This window comes from Mesorhizobium sp. WSM4313 (assembly GCF_002294725.1).
Taxonomy (GTDB): Bacteria; Pseudomonadota; Alphaproteobacteria; order Rhizobiales; family Rhizobiaceae; genus Mesorhizobium.
Window position 1 is genome coordinate 94,054 of record NZ_NSFT01000011.1, and the last position, 13,616, is coordinate 107,669.

Annotated in this window: 12 protein-coding genes and 1 other RNA gene; 8 read left to right on the forward strand and 5 right to left on the reverse strand. The window is 63.2% G+C overall.

Annotated elements, in window-relative coordinates; translation table 11 throughout:
- Nucleotides 1-96 precede the first annotated feature (96 nt).
- The gene (locus CK219_RS22655) at nucleotides 97-888 is read right to left on the reverse strand and encodes a GH25 family lysozyme (protein WP_095768977.1); all 792 of its coding nucleotides are present in this window, start codon (nucleotides 886-888) and stop codon (nucleotides 97-99) included.
- A 234-nt stretch (nucleotides 889-1,122) separates the two neighbouring features.
- Here CK219_RS22655 and CK219_RS22660 point away from each other — a divergent pair, with 234 nt between their 5' ends.
- Nucleotides 1,123-2,505, forward strand: coding sequence for a serine hydrolase (locus tag CK219_RS22660; RefSeq protein WP_095769030.1), 1,383 nt, complete (start codon nucleotides 1,123-1,125; stop codon nucleotides 2,503-2,505).
- 10 nt (nucleotides 2,506-2,515) lie between these two features.
- On the opposite strand, the gene CK219_RS22665 is transcribed toward CK219_RS22660, so the two are convergent.
- Genes CK219_RS22665 through CK219_RS22675 form a run of 3 tightly spaced genes read right to left on the reverse strand, consistent with a single transcriptional unit; the run spans nucleotide 2,516 to nucleotide 8,141 of the window.
- Complete coding sequence (locus CK219_RS22665) at nucleotides 2,516-3,181, reverse strand: class I SAM-dependent methyltransferase (protein WP_095768978.1); 666 nt, start codon at nucleotides 3,179-3,181, stop codon at nucleotides 2,516-2,518.
- A complete protein-coding gene (locus tag CK219_RS22670; protein WP_095768979.1) occupies nucleotides 3,178-4,476 on the reverse strand; it encodes a DUF3419 family protein in 1,299 nt (432 codons plus the stop codon). The genes CK219_RS22665 and CK219_RS22670 overlap by 4 nt, the downstream gene beginning before the upstream one ends.
- A 32-nt stretch (nucleotides 4,477-4,508) precedes the next feature.
- Nucleotides 4,509-8,141, reverse strand: coding sequence for a hydantoinase B/oxoprolinase family protein (locus CK219_RS22675; RefSeq protein WP_095768980.1), 3,633 nt, complete (start codon nucleotides 8,139-8,141; stop codon nucleotides 4,509-4,511).
- A 175-nt stretch (nucleotides 8,142-8,316) separates the two neighbouring features.
- Here CK219_RS22675 and CK219_RS22680 point away from each other — a divergent pair, with 175 nt between their 5' ends.
- The 7 genes from CK219_RS22680 (at nucleotide 8,317) to CK219_RS22710 (ending at nucleotide 12,293) form a co-directional block, all read left to right on the forward strand.
- Entirely contained in the window at nucleotides 8,317-8,529 is a 213-nt protein-coding gene (locus tag CK219_RS22680; RefSeq protein ID WP_095768981.1) for a hypothetical protein, read from the forward strand.
- Between the two features lie 135 nt (nucleotides 8,530-8,664).
- Nucleotides 8,665-9,384, forward strand: a complete 720-nt coding sequence (locus CK219_RS22685) for a DnaJ family molecular chaperone (RefSeq protein WP_095769031.1) — start codon at nucleotides 8,665-8,667, stop codon at nucleotides 9,382-9,384.
- Nucleotides 9,381-10,148: an N-acetylmuramoyl-L-alanine amidase gene (locus CK219_RS22690; protein ID WP_095768982.1), complete on the forward strand. Its 768-nt coding sequence runs from the start codon at nucleotides 9,381-9,383 to the stop codon at nucleotides 10,146-10,148. Before CK219_RS22685 ends, CK219_RS22690 begins: the two co-directional genes overlap by 4 nt.
- A gap of 185 nt (nucleotides 10,149-10,333) precedes the next feature.
- Nucleotides 10,334-11,035 carry a transglycosylase SLT domain-containing protein gene (locus tag CK219_RS22695; RefSeq protein ID WP_095768983.1) on the forward strand — a complete coding sequence of 234 codons (702 nt, stop codon included), beginning with the start codon at nucleotides 10,334-10,336 and terminating at the stop codon, nucleotides 11,033-11,035.
- Nucleotides 11,036-11,171: 136 nt separating this feature from the next.
- Nucleotides 11,172-11,568: RNase P RNA component class A (rnpB, locus tag CK219_RS22700), an RNA gene on the forward strand.
- A 156-nt stretch (nucleotides 11,569-11,724) separates the two neighbouring features.
- The gene (locus CK219_RS22705; protein WP_095769032.1) at nucleotides 11,725-12,000 is read left to right on the forward strand and encodes a type II toxin-antitoxin system ParD family antitoxin; all 276 of its coding nucleotides are present in this window, start codon (nucleotides 11,725-11,727) and stop codon (nucleotides 11,998-12,000) included.
- On the forward strand, nucleotides 11,997-12,293 hold the full coding sequence (locus CK219_RS22710) for a type II toxin-antitoxin system RelE/ParE family toxin (RefSeq protein WP_245340584.1): 297 nt from the start codon (nucleotides 11,997-11,999) through the stop codon (nucleotides 12,291-12,293). The genes CK219_RS22705 and CK219_RS22710 overlap by 4 nt, the downstream gene beginning before the upstream one ends.
- An 8-nt stretch (nucleotides 12,294-12,301) precedes the next feature.
- Here the strand turns inward: CK219_RS22710 and CK219_RS22715 are convergent, their stop codons facing one another.
- On the reverse strand, nucleotides 12,302-13,417 hold the full coding sequence (locus CK219_RS22715; protein WP_095768984.1) for a cystathionine gamma-lyase: 1,116 nt from the start codon (nucleotides 13,415-13,417) through the stop codon (nucleotides 12,302-12,304).
- Between the last annotated feature and the right edge of the window lie 199 nt (nucleotides 13,418-13,616).

Below are 13,616 nucleotides of genomic sequence, written 5' to 3' on the forward strand. Positions count from 1 at the left end.
CCTCGCTAGGCACTCGCACGAGTACGCCGCTCCAGATTACCAGCGGTTGCATGTTTCGCCGCCCGCCGTGTCGAAAAGCAGGCGCGGCGGCCGATGTCAACGGGTGTTCTGCCGCAGCCACTTCTTCCAGGCAGCTTCCGAGCCGTTGAAGACGTTGATGTCGGACTTGCCGGTCATGCCTGGCACGATGCCGGTGCCGGTATACTGCCAGAAGGTGAAGGGGTGGCTGCCGTATTTCTCGCGCGGATGGCCGGCGACCGAGCGCAGCCAATAGGGATAGCCGCGGAAGGTCGCCAACTGGTTGTCGTCGAAGAAGTCGACCGAGGTGTAGATGATCGGCTTCTTGCCGTAGTAGCGCTCGACCGTTTGGAGGAAGACGGTCATTTCGCTGCGCACGGTGGCCGGATCGGGACGCAGCCTGCAGGTCGGCGATTTCGGGTTCCATTCCATGTCGAGCACCGGCGGCAGCGCCGACGGGTCTCGCGGGACATTGGCGATGAACCAGCGCGCCTGGGTTTCCGCCGGCGTGCAGAAATAGAAGAAATGATAGGCGGCGCGCGGAATTCCGGCCGCTTTTGTACGCGCCCAGTGCTCGTTGAAATAGTCGTCGAAACGATCGCCACCCTCCGTCGCCTTGATGAAGGCGAAGGAGATGCCGCTGGCCCTGGCGGTCGGCCAGTCGACCGAGGTCTGGTATTTGGAGACATCCGTGCCGTGGATGGCGTAGGTCCACGGTGCGCCGCTGTCCCACTCATGCGGCTTGGAGTCCTCGAATTTGGGCGCGCGCACAGCAACCGTCTGCGACGACGGCGACAATGGTGAGAGGTCCTCCACGGTCGAGCAGGCGCCCAGCAACGTAAGCATCAGGATGGCCGCAAGACGGCGCATGATATCCCCCGAGCCGGGATCAGCCGGCCGCTGATGGGTCCTTCATTGATGGCGGTCGCTTACGCGGGCCCCCTCCGGACGATCTCCCCACAGGACCGTCACAGTCGCTCATTTGATCGCCGAACATGGTTGATAATCCATTGACGGCGCTCGACGATGCCGGCGATTTTGCGGAAGCAATGGCGGCAAATCGATGACATAAATCGCGCCGGCGAATCCAAAAGGCGGGGAAAGATGCGGGCTGTCGTGAAGTTCATCAAATGGCTGCTTGGGCTTGTGATCCTGGCGGTGGCGGCACTCTTCGCCTGGCTCTATTTCGCGCCACCGGAGCTGATCCGCGTTGGCTCCGGCTACTCGGCCAAAATCGTCTGCTCGAATGTCTTCATCGCCGGCCGCGACGCCAAAGAGGTCCTTGCCGTCGACGTGCAGGCGCCCGGCCACCCGTTGCTCAAGCTGATGAAGGTCTCCGTCGACAAGGAAAGGGGACTGGTTTCGGCGGGCTTGCTTTGGGTTCTCGGCAAGAGTGTTGCCGTCGAGCGCGATGGCGTCGGCTGCGCGTCGGTTCCGGACGGCGACACCGGTAAGGCAAGGCAGACATCGCTGCGTGCCGCGCCGCCGGCGGCGGCGCAGCCCGACGCGCTCTGGCCCGATGGCGAGCGCGTGGATGCTTCGCAGAACTCCGAAGTCGCGAAGATCGTCGACGATGCCGCTATGGCCGGCATTGGCATGCGCGCCATCGTGGTCGTGAAGAACGGCCGCGTCGTCGCCGAGCGCTATGGCGAGGGCTTTTCGGCCAAGACGCCGCTGCTCGGCTGGTCGATGACCAAGACGGTGAATGCCGCGATCGTCGGCACGCTGGTCAAGGACGGAAAGCTGGCGCTCGACAATAAGGGCCTGTTCAAGCCGTGGAAGGCCGACGGCCGCGCCGCCATCAGCCTTGCCGACATGATGGCGATGTCGAGCGGGCTGGCGTTCAACGAGGATTATGGGGACGTCGCCGACGTGACGCGCATGCTTTATCTCGAGCCGGACATGGCTCGCTTCGCCGAGGCACAACCGCTGGCCGGCGAGGTGGGAAAAGTGTTTTCCTATTCGAGCGGCACAGCGGTGATGCTGTCGCGGCTGTGGCAGGACGCGATCGGCGACAAGGCGAAGGCGCTGGCATGGCCGCGCACGGCGCTGTTTGAGCCGCTCGGTATGCACAGCGCGGTGCTCGAGACTGACGAGCAAGGCACCTTCGTCGGCTCGTCCTATCTCTATGCCACGGCCCATGATTGGGCGCGCTTCGGCCAGTTCCTGCTGCAGGGCGGCGTCTGGAACGGAAACCAGATCCTGCCCGCTGGTTTCGTCGACTGGATGCGCGAGGCCGCACCGGCCTCAAAGGTGTATGGCAAAGGCCAGGTCTGGATCGAGGGGCCGGGCGATGAGGAAAATCCCGGCGCGGGCGTCGCTGCAGGCCTGCCCAAGGACACCTATTGGATGGAGGGCCATGACGGCCAGACGGTGGCGATCATTCCGTCCGAGCAGTTGGTGGTGGTGAGGCTAGGTCTGACGCCGGGCAAGTTTGGCTATCGGCCACAAGCGATGGTCAGCGCGCTGGTGAAGGCCGTGCACTGATCGCGTTCTTTTATTTGCGGGATCCGATCACGGCCATCCAGGCGTACCCGCGATAAAGCGTTCTGAAGCGGAAGGTTGCGCCAGTGCGCTGCGATTCCGATTCAAGCACGTCGCGCAGCGAGGCGCGCGGTGCGACATGGAATTTCCGCAGCCAGCCGCGCAGCAGGGCGCGGAACCAGCGCGGCAGGCCTTCCTGCTGGCCGAAATCGACGACATGCAGCGATCCGCCGGGCGCGAGCGCGGCAAGGGCGGCTGAAACCGTCTTTTCCCAGCCGGGGATCATCGACAGCGAATAGGAGATGAAGACGCGGTCGAACTGCGCGATGCCGAAGAGCGCCATGGCATCGAAGTCGGTTGCGTCGCCACGCGACAGCCTGACTTTGTCGGACAGGCCTTCGCGAGCAATGGCCGCGCTAGCCGTCTCCAGCATCTCGGCCGAGATGTCCAAACCGAAGAAGCGCGCATCCGGATAGCGGCGGGCGGCAAGCGCAATGTTGCGGCCGGTGCCGCAGCCGAGCTCCAGCACCGTGCCGTCCCGCGGCACGTCCAGCCCGTCGATCAGACGGTCACGGCCGAGCAGATAGTATTTGCGGGTCAGGTCGTAGATATGACGCTGCCAGCGGTAGACGCCGTCCATCAGTTCGGCATGGCTGGCCGGCAGCTCCGTCGTGCTCATGCGGGACGCTTCACATAAAGGTGGAAGCCGCCATAGATGGCCGAGCGGTCTTTTGCCGAATATTCGCGCGAGGCGTCGGCCTCGTAGGTCCACTGGTCGAGCAAGGAACTGGAGACACGGCCGGGCAGGAGGCTCGGTTCGGCCGCGGTGCGGAAGATGACGCGGGCGCCGGCCGAGGCTGTGCGGGTGATCTCGGTCCACAGCGCGTTGAGCAGGTCGTCGGTCATCCAGTCCTGCGCGTCGAGCAGGACGAAGCGGTCGACGCTGCCCGCATCCTTGGCGGCCAGGAATTTGATCAGATTGGCGTGGTGGATGGCGACGCGATCGATGTTGTCGCGGATCGTCTTGTAATTGCGCTCTTCCAGATAAGCAGGCAGCGCCGCCTCGCCGGGCTGCGGATAGCGGCGGGCAAAGGCCTGCCAGGCGAAGTAATTGTTCTTGAGTGGGAAGTCGCAAGCGAGCTTTTCCAGCCGCGCCTTGAGCACGCTCGCCATGGTGCCGTCGCCGGAGGTGATGAGCGAATCGTACTGAGCCGGCGGAATGCCTAGGCCGAACAGCGAGGCTTTGCGAGACGTTGCCCAGCGCAAGAGCTTCCTTTCGAAGACCGGCGCCAGCTCCTCGTTGAAGAAGCGGCGCTGCTCACCGATGTTCTCGGCCTTCATGATGCCGGCCGGGTCGACGCCGAACAGTTTTGCGACGCGATGGCCCATGGCGATGAAGAGGCCGAGCAGGCCGGTTTGGTAGAAGTTGCGGTCGAAAACCGAGATGCGGCGGCGGCCGCGCCAGTTGCGGCGTTCCCAGTAATGGCGGCTGACCGGATCGAGATGCGGCGCGATGAAGCGATCATAGGCATCGGAATTGTGGCTGGTGCCGGCGGCGCCGAAGAAACGGAACAGGTCGCCCTGCGAGGGCAGGTGGCGCACCGCTTCCAGCTTCATGCGGTTCAGCGCGACATGCGCGGCGTTGAGATCGACGGCGTCGATCCGGGCCGGCGTGCGGGTCAGGTAAGCCAGGATGTTGCAGCCGCCCGAGGCGATCGTGACGACCCGGTGGCCGGCGCCGAGTTGCATGGCCTCCATGTCGACGTCGGGATCTTCCCAGATCTGCGGATAGACGAGGCCGGAGAACAGGAAGGCGAAGAGCCGCTCGGAAATGCCGTCCTTCGACAATGCCCGGTTCTGGTAGACGGCTTTTCCGACTTCCTTGCCTCGACGATAAACGAGTTCTCCGGATACGTCCGACATGGAAAGGTGATTCCCCGTTTGCTTTGGCGCAAGCGGGTAGCGCAGCGGCATGACAGGCAGGTGACAGCCTGTTGACGCTGTTCTTACGCTTTTCCGAACGCTCCGGGTGTCGGCGTGGTGACGATGACGGCCTCGCCGGCATCGAGTGTGGTCTGGTCGCAGGCCTTCAGGACGTCGACCGAGCCGTCATTTCGCCTGACCTTGGTCGAGCCCGCCTCGCCGTCACCGCCGCCGTCGAGGCCCTGGGGCGGCCGGTTGCGATGCGAGGACAGGATCGCACATTCCATCCTTTCGAGGAAGCGGATGGTACGCCTGGTGCCGTCGCCGGCATTCCACTTGCCCTTGCCGCCGGAATCCTTGCGGATATGGAAGTCTTCCAGCACGACGGGGAAGCGCAGTTCCAGCACCTCCGGATCTGTGAGGCGCGAATTGGTCATATGGGTATGGACGCCGGACGTGCCGGCAAAGCCCCGGCCTGAATTCATCCGGCCGGCCGGCGAGCCGGAGCAGATCGTCTCGTAATACTGGTATTTCTTGTTGCCGAAGGTGAGGTTGTTCATCGTCCCTTGGGCGTTTGCCATCGCGCCCATCGCGCCGAACAGCGCGTTGGTGACATGCTGCGAGGTCTCGACATTGCCGGCGACGACGGCCGCCGGATAGGACGGTTTGAGCATGCAGCCATCCGGAATGACGATGTTGATCGGCCTGAGGCACCCGGCATTCATCGGGATCATGTCCTCGACCATGACGCGGAAGGCATAGAGCACCGCGGCGCGGGCGACGGGCTCCGGCGCGTTGAAATTGTTCTTCATGACAGGCGAGGTGCCGGTGAAATCGACCGTCGCCTCGTGCTTTTGCCGGTCGACGGTGATCTTCACCTTGATCACCTGGCCGGTGTCGGTGGGATATTCATATGCCGCGCTGTCGGGGAGCCGCTCGATCACGCGGCGCACGCTTTCGGCGGCATTGTCCTGGACATGGCCCATATAGGCTTCGACCACATCGAGGCCGAAATGCGCGACCATCTTGCGCAGCTCCGCCACGCCCTTTTCGTTGGCGGCGATCTGCGCCTTCAAGTCGGCGATGTTCTGGGCGGGATTGCGGGCCGGATAAGGATGGTCGGTCAGCAGCGTCTCCAGCTCCTTCTCGCGGAAGCGGCCGCGATCGACGATGCGGAAATTGTCGAACAGCACGCCTTCTTCGTCGACCGTTGTCGCAAGCGGCGTCATCGAGCCCGGCGCGGTGCCGCCGACATCGGCGTGATGGCCGCGCGAGGCCGCCCAGAACAGGATTTCCTTGCGGGCGTCGTCAAACACCGGCGTCACTACGGTGATGTCGGGCAAATGCGTGCCGCCATTATAGGGCGCGTTGAGCGCGAAGACGTCGCCGGGATGGATATCGCCGGAGTTCAAGCGGATGATTGTCTCCACCGAACGGTCCATTGAGCCCAGATGCACCGGCATATGCGGCGCGTTGGCGACCAGCGCGCCATGGCGGTCGAACACGGCGCAGGAGAAGTCGAGCCGTTCCTTGATGTTGACCGAATAGGCGGTGTTCTGCAGCGTCACGCCCATCTGTTCGGCGATCGACATGGAGAGGTTGTTGAAGACCTCCAGCATCACCGGATCGGCCTCGGTGCCGAGTGCCGCGGCACGCGCCTTTCTTTCTGTCCGGCGTATCACAACGTGATTGAGACCGGTGATTTCCGCGCGCCAGCCCGGCTCGACGACGATGGTCTGGTTCGGCTCGATGATAAGCGCGGGCCCGGCGACCGTGTGCGACGGCCGCAGGCCTTCGCGGCGATAGACGCCGGCCTCGTGCCAGCGGCCTTCGGTGTAGATGCGCCGGCTTTCCAAAGGTTTGGGGTCAATTCCTGCCGGTCCGGCGGGCACAGGGGCTTCAGCCTTGTCCTGTCGGGCGGCTTCCATGCCTTCGACGGCGACGGTCTCGACGACGATCGGCTTATCGTCATAGACGAAACCGAACTGCGCCTTGTGCGCGGCCTCGAAATCGCTTCTGGCGCGGAAGATCGAGCCATGCTCGAAATTCACCGGCAGCGCCGTATCGGTGCCGTCATAGCGGATATGCAGGACAGGCCTCGTTGAAACCGCGTCCCCGGCAATGCCTTGCTCGCCGAGCTCGGCAATGACGTCGCCGCGCAGTGCCGCGATGAGTGCCTCGATCGCCGCGCGGGATTCTTCGGCAAGCGGCTGCAGTAGACCCTGTTGGCGCGAGGCGAAGACCGACGAGAGGCCGATGCCGTAAGCCGAGAGAAGGCCGGAGAAGGGATGGATGAGCACCGCTTCCATGCCGAGCGCATCGGCGACCAGGCAGGCGTGCTGGCCGCCGGCGCCGCCAAAACAGTTCAAAAGATATTCGGTGACGTCATAGCCGCGCTGCACCGAGATCTTCTTGATGGCGTTGGCCATGTTCTCGACGGCGATGGTGACAAAGCCTTCGGCGACCGCCTCGGGCGTCCGGCCGTCGCCGATTTCGGCGGCAAGCGCCGCGAATTTTTCGCCAACCGTGCCGATGTCGAGCGCTTGGTCTTGGCCCGCGCCGAAAATCGCAGGAAAGAAATCGGGCTGCAATTTGCCGAGCATGACATTGGCATCGGTGACGGCGAGCGGGCCGCCGCGCCGGTAGGCGGCAGGCCCGGGATTGGCGCCGGCAGAATCCGGGCCGACGCGGAAGCGGCCCGCCTCATAGTGCAGGATCGAGCCGCCGCCGGCGGCGACGGTGTGGATGCGCATCATCGGCGCGCGGATGCGAACGCCGGCGACCTCGGTGTCGAAAGCGCGCTCATATTCGCCGTCATAGTGGGCGACGTCGGTCGACGTACCGCCCATATCGAAGCCGATGACCTTTTCGAAGCCGGCGAGCTTCGCCGTCTCGACCATGCCGACGACGCCACCCGCCGGTCCCGAAAGCAGCGCGTCCTTGCCCTGGAACATGTCGGCGGCGGTGAGGCCGCCCGACGACATCATGAACATCAGGCGCGGTCCGGCGCCCAGTTCGCCGGCCACCCGCTGCACATAGCGCGACAGGATCGGCGACAGATAGGCGTCGACCACGGTGGTGTCGCCGCGGCCGACCAGCTTGATGAGCGGAGAGACCTCGTGAGAGACCGAGATCTGGCTGAAGCCGATCTTGCGGCAGACTTTCGCCACGGCCTTTTCGTGGTCCGGGTATTTCCAGGCGTGCATGAAGACGATGGCGACCGCATCGATGCCGTCGGCCTTCGCCTGCTCGATCGCTGGGCGGCAGGCCGCGATGTCGAGCAGGCGCTCGACGCAGCCGTCGGCGCGCACGCGTTCATTGATCTCGATCACCCGCTCGTAGAGCTGCTCCGGCAGGATGATCTCCTTGGCGAAGATATCCGGCCTTGCCTGATAGGCGATGCGCAAAGCGTCGCGGAACCCCTTGGTGATGAGCAGCAGCACACGGTCGCCCTTGCGCTCGAGCAGCGCATTGGTGGCTACGGTCGTGCCCATTTTGACGTCGCCGATCGCGTCGGCGGAGATGGCGGCGCCGGTTTTCAGGCCCAATAGGTCGCGGATGCCCTGGATGGCGGCATCCGCATACGCCTCGGGATTTTCGGACAGGAGTTTTCGGGGGTGCAGCCGGCCCCACGGATCACGGCCGATGATGTCGGTAAAGGTGCCGCCGCGGTCGATCCAGAAGTTCCATTTCCCAGTTCCCACGGTTGCCGGCATTCTGCTTATCCATAATCTCTTTGGGCGTATGTTGTGTTAGTTCGGGATTTCGGCGCCAGCAATCGCAAGTTGATGTTACACGTGGAAATGCAACGTTACGAAACCGGCAGCTGGCTGATGCATTTCCCCTGCGACCGCTCACCGAAATGTGAGCGTCTGTCGAAGGAGAGATAGCATGAAGAAGCTCATTCTGGCGTCGGTCTCGGCGCTCGCCCTGCTGGGGGTCGCGGCTTGTAGCGACAGTGGCACCGGCACTGACAATACCACCACCCAGAGCACCAATCCGCCGGCCAACGAACAGCCGATGAAACCGGCTTCGCCCGACGCTTCGAAGCCTGCTGAACCGGCTCCGGCAACAAAACCGGCTCCTACCGCGCCTGCGCAGTAAGGGCCGTCCCACAATACCGAAGAAGGCCGGCACTGCCGGCCTTCTTTTTTTGCGCTATCGATCCCGCGCATCCCCAGTCAACTGCGGCATCGTCCCGGCTTGATAGAACCGCCCGGTTCGCTCTATGAAGCCGACATGTCGATTTGGGACCGCCTTGGCGACTTCATCGCTCGTGTTTCGTCATCGGCGTCCTCGGGCGTCGCGGATGTTGTTGAAGCTGTGCGCACCGTGTTTTCCGGCGATCCGGACCTGCGCCGGCGCGTGGCCTTTTCCGTGGCCATGATCGCGCTCTCGGCCAAGATGGCCAAGGCCGACGGCATCGTCACGCAGGACGAGGTGCGCGCCTTCCAGGAAATCTTCGAGGTGCCGCCGAGCGAGACACGCAACGTGGCGCGGCTTTACGACATCGCCAAGCAGGACGTCGCCGGCTTCGAGATTTATGCCCAGCGCATGGCGCAGCTCTGCGGTTCCGGCCATGCCAACTGCATGATGCTGGAAGATATCCTCGACGGTCTCTTCCATATCGCCAAGGCGGACGGCCTCATTCATGAGCATGAAGGCCAATTCCTGCATCGCATCGCCGAGATCTTCCGGATCGACGAGATGCATTACGAGGCGATCCTGTCCAGGCACGTCAATCTCGGCGCCGCCGATCCTTACGCCGTCCTGGGCATCGAGCGAGGCAAGCCGTTCGAGGAGGTCAGGAAACGCTATCGCAAGCTGATCTCAGACAATCACCCCGACAGGTTGATCGCGCGCGGCCTGCCGCAGGAATTCATCAAGATCGCCACGACCAGGGTCGCGGCGATCAATGCCGCTTATGAAATGATCGAGCGGGGCCTCAGGCACGCATGAGCGGTTTCCTGCCCGATCAGCCAGGTGCCGAGGTCCGGGTGTCGCCGAATTTCGGTCCGCGCCGCGAGACGCTGCGACCCGACATGATCGTGCTGCACTATACCGGCATGGCAACCGGCGCCGGCGCCGAGGCGTGGCTGTGCGATCCAGCAAGTGAAGTGTCCTCGCATTATCTTGTCCACGAGGATGGCCGCATCATCCAGATGGTGCGCGAGAGCGATCGCGCCTGGCATGCCGGCAAGAGCTCCTGGCTGGGGCGCACCGACATCAATTCCTGTTCGGTCGGTATCGAGATCGTCAATCCCGGGCATTCACTCGGCTACAAAGCCTTCCCGAGGCGGCAGATCGATGCCGTGATCGGTTTGTGCGCGGGCATCGTGGGCCGTTATTCCATCCCAGCGACAAGGGTGCTTGCCCATTCCGACGTGGCGCCGGGCCGCAAGGTCGACCCGGGCGAAAAATTTCCGTGGAAGGCGCTGTTCGCGGCCGGTATCGGCCACCTCGTACCGGCGGCGCCGATAAAACCGGGCGCCGCGTTGAAGGCCGGCGACACCGGTTCCGGTGTCGAGGCGCTGCAGTCGATGCTGGCGCTCTATGGCTATGGTATTGAGATATCGGGTATTTACGACCGGCAGACGGAAATCGCGGTGGCGGCGTTCCAGCGGCATTTCCGGCGGCGGCTGGTGGATGGCGTGGCCGACAATTCGACGATCCGCACGCTGCAGAGGCTCCTGACTTCCGTCACGGCAGCCTCTGCCAAATAGTCGCGATAAGGTCATTAAATTACAACCCGTTACTTAAAGTGAATTGCGCCGCCTTCATTGCCGCCAATTCCGCCGCCAAATGCCTCTCCCGCAAGTTGTTGGACGTCTAGCCCCTCTGATGCTCCGATGTTGAATTGACACAACTGCGCGAAGTTCTTCGCGCGGTTCTAACAGAACAGGATTACATGCAGAAATTGACCGTTGTAGCGGCAGCCGTTGCTGCCGGAGTAATAAGCTTTGCCTTCAGTCCGGCAAACAGCGCCCCCTTAAGCCTTAGGGCAGACAATGGCCTTGCCGTCGCCCCGACGACCAAGGCTGCCCCGGCGAACAAAGCGCCAAAGATCAAGAGAGCCCCGGCTAAGCTGCAGAAGGCCGCCACGACCAGGGCGGCGAAATCGACGGCCAAGCGCGCCAAGCGCGGCAGAAAGACGATCGATCTCACCACGACAGCCTCGATCCCCGCGGGCAAGATCGCTCTGGCGACACCCGCCGCACCCGGCGGCGGCCAGTATTCGTCGATCATTGCCCGCTATGCCGCGAGCTACGGCGTGCCGGTGTCCCTGGCCAGCGCCGTCATCAAGATCGAAAGCAACTACCGGCCGAATCTGGTCGGCAGCGCCGGCGAGATCGGCCTGATGCAGATCAAGCCGGCCACGGCGCGCATGATGGGTTACACCGGTTCGGCCAAGGGGCTGTTCGATCCCGACACCAATATCAAATACGGCATGAAGTACCTCGCCATGGCGCAGGGTCTTGGCGGTGGCACCACCTGCGGCACGATCCTGAAATACAATGCCGGTCACGGCGCGACGCGGATGAATCCGATTTCGGCCGCCTATTGCAGCAAGGTGAAGGTGCAGATGGCAGCGCTGGGTTCGCCGGCCTAAGCTCGTCCGCCGAAGTGGATTTGGGCGACGCGTGTCTGTTTCAAGCGCGTCGTTGTCCCAAACCGCTGCGCATTTGGGCGACGGCAACAGCTTTTTCGTTTGCGTTTTCGGGCGGGAATCCCTTTATACGCCCTTGTCAGCTGGCCGGGCGGCCGCGCCCGCGCGTGCCGAAAGGTTGCGGGTGAGGAAAGTCCGGGCTCCATGGAGACACGGTGCCGGCTAACGGCCGGCGGGGGCGACCCCAGGGAAAGTGCCACAGAAAGCAAACCGCCGCGGCTTCGACCGCGGCAAGGGTGAAAGGGTGGGGTAAGAGCCCACCGCGCGACTGGCAACAGAAGCGGCAGGGCAAACCCCACCGGGAGCAAAACCGAATAGGGGCGGTGCGAGGGGAAACCTTCGAGGGCTGTTTCCGGCCCACCGTCCGGGTAGGTTGCGTGAGGCGTGTGGCAACATGCGCCCAAGATGAATGGCCGCCACGTTCTCGCCGCGAGGCGAGGGCCATACAGAACCCGGCTTACAGGCCAGCTGGCATTTTTCTCGTAGCGATAGATGAACGGCATCAGGAGGTTACGCCGACAGGCGTATCTTCCGATTCAATTATTCTGCAAGACAGCTTCGGCGGCGTGGTCGAACCTGTCCTTAAAGCTGGTGCGATTAAATCGTACCATACGGAAGAGCAGAAGTGCATTATGGGCCAGGTCGATAAACGCAGTATCACGCTTTCACCGGAACTGGCGGCCGCGGTCGACGATGTCGTCGCGGCTGGCGAATACGCCTCGGCCAGCGAGGTGATCCGCGATGCGCTCAGGCAATGGAAGGAGCGGCGCGACTTGTTCGGCTACAGCGTCGAAGAGCTGCGGAAACTGGTGCAGGAGGGGATCGACAGCGGGCCCGGCCGGTTCGAATCTATGGAAGAGATCAAAGCTGAGGCGCGCAAGCGATTTCGGTCTGGCGGAGCGGTATGACACTTGCTGCGCATCGTTCGAACTTCGTACGCCGAAGAGGATTTGATTGCATCTGGCAATATGTTGCGCGTGATAGCGAAGCCGCAGTGGACCGACTGCTCGATCGCATCGAAAACCGTTGGCAACTCGCCATCTATCCGTCATCTGGTCCCTTACGCGACGATATCACTCCGGGCATTCGCCATCTCATCGTTGGCGAATATCTAACGTTTTACCGCGTTGGAGAGGATGCGATCGAAATCCTCCGCGTGCTGCACGGCCGGCGCAAAATTGAGGCCGACGATCTGATATAGTTGGCGGACTATGTGCCGATCTTGTCCAGCGACGCCTCGATCGCCTGCCAAAGCTCCTCGACCGGCTCGCAGCCGATGGCCAGGCGAACGAAGCCCGGCGGAACGGCGTCGCCGCGTTTCGAGCGCCGCTCGGCCGATGTGTGCACGCCGCCGAAGGACGTTGCCGATTCGATCAGCGCGCAACCGTCGATGAACGCCTCGGCCTGTTCTTCGGAGGCCAGCTCGAACGAAATCAGGAAGCCGAAGCGCTCCATCTGGGCGCGCGCCAGATTGTGCGAGGCATCGCCCTCGAGCCCGGGAAAGCGCAGGCCGCTGACGGCGCGATGACCCCTCAGCCGCCGCGCGATGGTTTCAGCCGACGAGCACATGCGATCGAAGCGCACTTCCAGCGTTTCGAGGCCGCGATGCACCAGCCATGCTTCGAACGGACCGGGGATGCCGCCGGCCGTCTCGCGCCAATCCTTCACCCTGGCGACAATGTCGGGATCGCGGCTGGCGACATGGCCAAAGAGAACGTCCGAATGGCCATTGATCGCCTTGGTGTCGGCCGAGACCACGATGTCGGCGCCAAGATCGAGCGGGCGCTGGCCGAAGGGCGTCATCGTCGTGTTGTCGACGATCAGGGTTCCGCCTTGCGCATGGACTGCCCTGGTGACGGCGGCGATGTCGCAAATGTCCAGTCGCGGGTTCGACGGACTTTCAACGAAAACCGCCCGGTAGCCGGCGAAGCCGCCATCGAGCATGCTTGCCGTCGGCCTCACGTCATAAGCGACGCCGAGCGGTTTCAGAAAACGTTCGGCCAAGGCCCGCGTCGTGTGATAACCGTCCGACGGCAAGAGGATGCGGTCGCCCGATTTGACGAGCGCGAAGAAAGCCGCGGAAATCGCTGCCATTCCCGACGGAAAAATAATGCATTGCGCCCCTTCCAGATGGCCGAGCGCATGCTCGACCGCATGCCAGGTCGGATTACTGAAGCGGCCATATTGATCGAAACCCGTCGCGTCGCCCGGTGCGTGGAAGATCGAGGCCATGGTCAGCGGCAAGGGAATGGGATCACCCTTGGCGAAATCGGCGCTGCGCAAATGGGCAAGTGTTGCGGCGCGTGACTTCGCGGTGTCGGACATCGGCTCGATCCTTTGGGCAGAAAACTTCAACCGACGCTATGCGCGCCGGCTGTGCGCGGCAAGCTGGGTCTTTTTGGGCCAGAGGGCTCTAAACGCTTCGTTAGGCTTAATGGACGATAAAGACGAGACGTGTCTTCAGCCTGCGCTTTCTGGTTGTGGCGCGTTTGTTTGTGACGCCTGTTCCCGTTGACGCCCATAG

What these genes read in the sequence shown, in the direction of transcription:
- CK219_RS22705 (WP_095769032.1), top strand. Translation starts at nt 11,725, where the DNA reads ATGGGCCAGGTCGATAAACGCAGTATCACGCTTTCACCGGAACTGGCG.
- CK219_RS22670 (WP_095768979.1), bottom strand. Translation starts at nt 4,476, where the DNA reads ATGCCGCTGCGCTACCCGCTTGCGCCAAAGCAAACGGGGAATCACCTT.
- CK219_RS22690 (WP_095768982.1), top strand. Translation starts at nt 9,381, where the DNA reads ATGAGCGGTTTCCTGCCCGATCAGCCAGGTGCCGAGGTCCGGGTGTCG.
- CK219_RS22710 (WP_245340584.1), top strand. Translation starts at nt 11,997, where the DNA reads ATGACACTTGCTGCGCATCGTTCGAACTTCGTACGCCGAAGAGGATTT.
- CK219_RS22665 (WP_095768978.1), bottom strand. Translation starts at nt 3,181, where the DNA reads ATGAGCACGACGGAGCTGCCGGCCAGCCATGCCGAACTGATGGACGGC.
- CK219_RS22715 (WP_095768984.1), bottom strand. Translation starts at nt 13,417, where the DNA reads ATGTCCGACACCGCGAAGTCACGCGCCGCAACACTTGCCCATTTGCGC.
- CK219_RS22695 (WP_095768983.1), top strand. Translation starts at nt 10,334, where the DNA reads ATGCAGAAATTGACCGTTGTAGCGGCAGCCGTTGCTGCCGGAGTAATA.
- CK219_RS22675 (WP_095768980.1), bottom strand. Translation starts at nt 8,141, where the DNA reads ATGCCGGCAACCGTGGGAACTGGGAAATGGAACTTCTGGATCGACCGC.
- CK219_RS22660 (WP_095769030.1), top strand. Translation starts at nt 1,123, where the DNA reads ATGCGGGCTGTCGTGAAGTTCATCAAATGGCTGCTTGGGCTTGTGATC.
- CK219_RS22655 (WP_095768977.1), bottom strand. Translation starts at nt 888, where the DNA reads ATGCGCCGTCTTGCGGCCATCCTGATGCTTACGTTGCTGGGCGCCTGC.
- CK219_RS22680 (WP_095768981.1), top strand. Translation starts at nt 8,317, where the DNA reads ATGAAGAAGCTCATTCTGGCGTCGGTCTCGGCGCTCGCCCTGCTGGGG.
- CK219_RS22685 (WP_095769031.1), top strand. Translation starts at nt 8,665, where the DNA reads ATGTCGATTTGGGACCGCCTTGGCGACTTCATCGCTCGTGTTTCGTCA.